The sequence below is a fragment of the Sporolactobacillus sp. CQH2019 genome, assembly GCF_028765345.1.
Classification (GTDB): Bacteria; Bacillota; Bacilli; order Bacillales; family Sporolactobacillaceae; genus Sporolactobacillus.
Genome location: NZ_JARAJZ010000037.1, coordinates 1 through 1472, shown reverse-complemented (window position 1 = coordinate 1472; position 1472 = coordinate 1). Strand labels below are relative to the sequence as shown.

Annotated in this window: 1 protein-coding gene; it reads right to left on the bottom strand. The window is 56.3% G+C overall.

What is annotated here, in order from left to right; genetic code table 11:
- Positions 1-1472: ornithine decarboxylase (speC, locus tag OYT88_RS20660; RefSeq protein WP_274402255.1), on the bottom strand; the 1472-nt coding region annotated here is incomplete at both ends.

The window sequence follows — 1472 nt, the reverse complement described above, 5'->3', positions numbered from 1 at the left end:
GCGACCCGTCCCTGAATGTCGGTCAGCGGAACGAGCTCGCCGTGATTGCGGACCAGCTCCCAGTTCGCCGCCTGCGGATTCAGCACATACTCCGGCAGCGTCTCTCTTCGGAACAGGGCCCACTGCGCCTGTTTCACGTCGCGTTCTTTGTAGAAATCATGCATTTCCTGGCATAGCTTCCTGATCGTGTAGCCGCTATAGCGCTCGGCGTGACTGCGGTAGATCGTCGGCAGAACCCGCTCCAGCGGCACGTCCGCCTTGACGCACTGTTCAAAATGCGCGATCTGCGAGACGAGATTCTGCATCTTCGTCTCCGTTTCCGCCGGGGTCAGCAGGAACAGAATCGAGTTGAGGTCGCATTTTTCCGGAACAATCCCGTTCTCTCTCAGATAGTTGGCCAGGATGGTGGCCGGGATGCCGAAGGCTTCGTACTTCCCGCTTTCCGCGTCAATCCCCGGAGTCGTTAACATAAACTTGCACGGGTCGACGAAATATTGATTCTCTTCATACCCCGCGAAGGAATGCCATTTTTCGTTCGGATGGAACTTAAAATAGTCCAGATCGCCGGCCATTTTCTCTGTATCGCCGGCCTGCCATTTTTTCCCTTTTACTTGTGTCGGAATAAATGGTTTAATTAAGGTGCATTTACTTAAGACTTCTTTTCTTGCGTTGATCCCGACTTTGACACAGTCCAGCCACAGGCGGCGTCCCGCTTCCCCTTCGTTGATTTTTGCGTTCACGTCCAGCGAGGCAAAAATCGGATAGAAGGGGCTGGTCGAGGCGTGCAGCATGTAGGCGTTGTTGAACCGTTTATGGTTGCAGTAGCGGGCCTGTCCCTTGATGTGGCTGTCTTTTTTATGAATCTGGGAGGCCTGCGAAAAACCTGCCTGCTGTTTGTGCACGGACTGGGTGACAAAGATGCCGGGATCTTTTTCTGTCAGATTCAGCAGCAGCGGCGAGCAGTCCCGCATCATCGGAATGAACTGCTCATAGCCGACCCAGGCCGAATCGAATAAAATGTAGTCGCACAGATGGCCGATGCGGTCGACGACCTGGCGGGCGTTGTAAATCGTCCCGTCATAGGTGCCGAGCTGGATCGCCGCCAGCCGGAAGGGCCGTTCCGCTTTGGCTCTCTCCGGATCGATCTTGGCCACCAGCCCTCTCAGGTAATCCTCCTCGAAACAGTGGCTGTCGATGCCGCCGATGAACCCGAACGGGTTGCGGGCCGTTTCCAGATAGACGGGGATGCCGCCGGCCTCGACCAGGGTGCCGTTGTAGACGGACTTATGGTTGTTGCGGTCAAAAAGCACGAGGTCTCCGGGCGAAATCAGCGCGTTGCCGACCACGGCGTTGGAAGTGGAGGTGCCGTTCATCACGAAGTAGGTCTTGTCCGCGTTGTAGACTTTCGCCGCGTGCCGCTCCGCCTGATAGGCCGGCCCCTCGTGAATCAGCAGATCGCCGAGCTTTACATC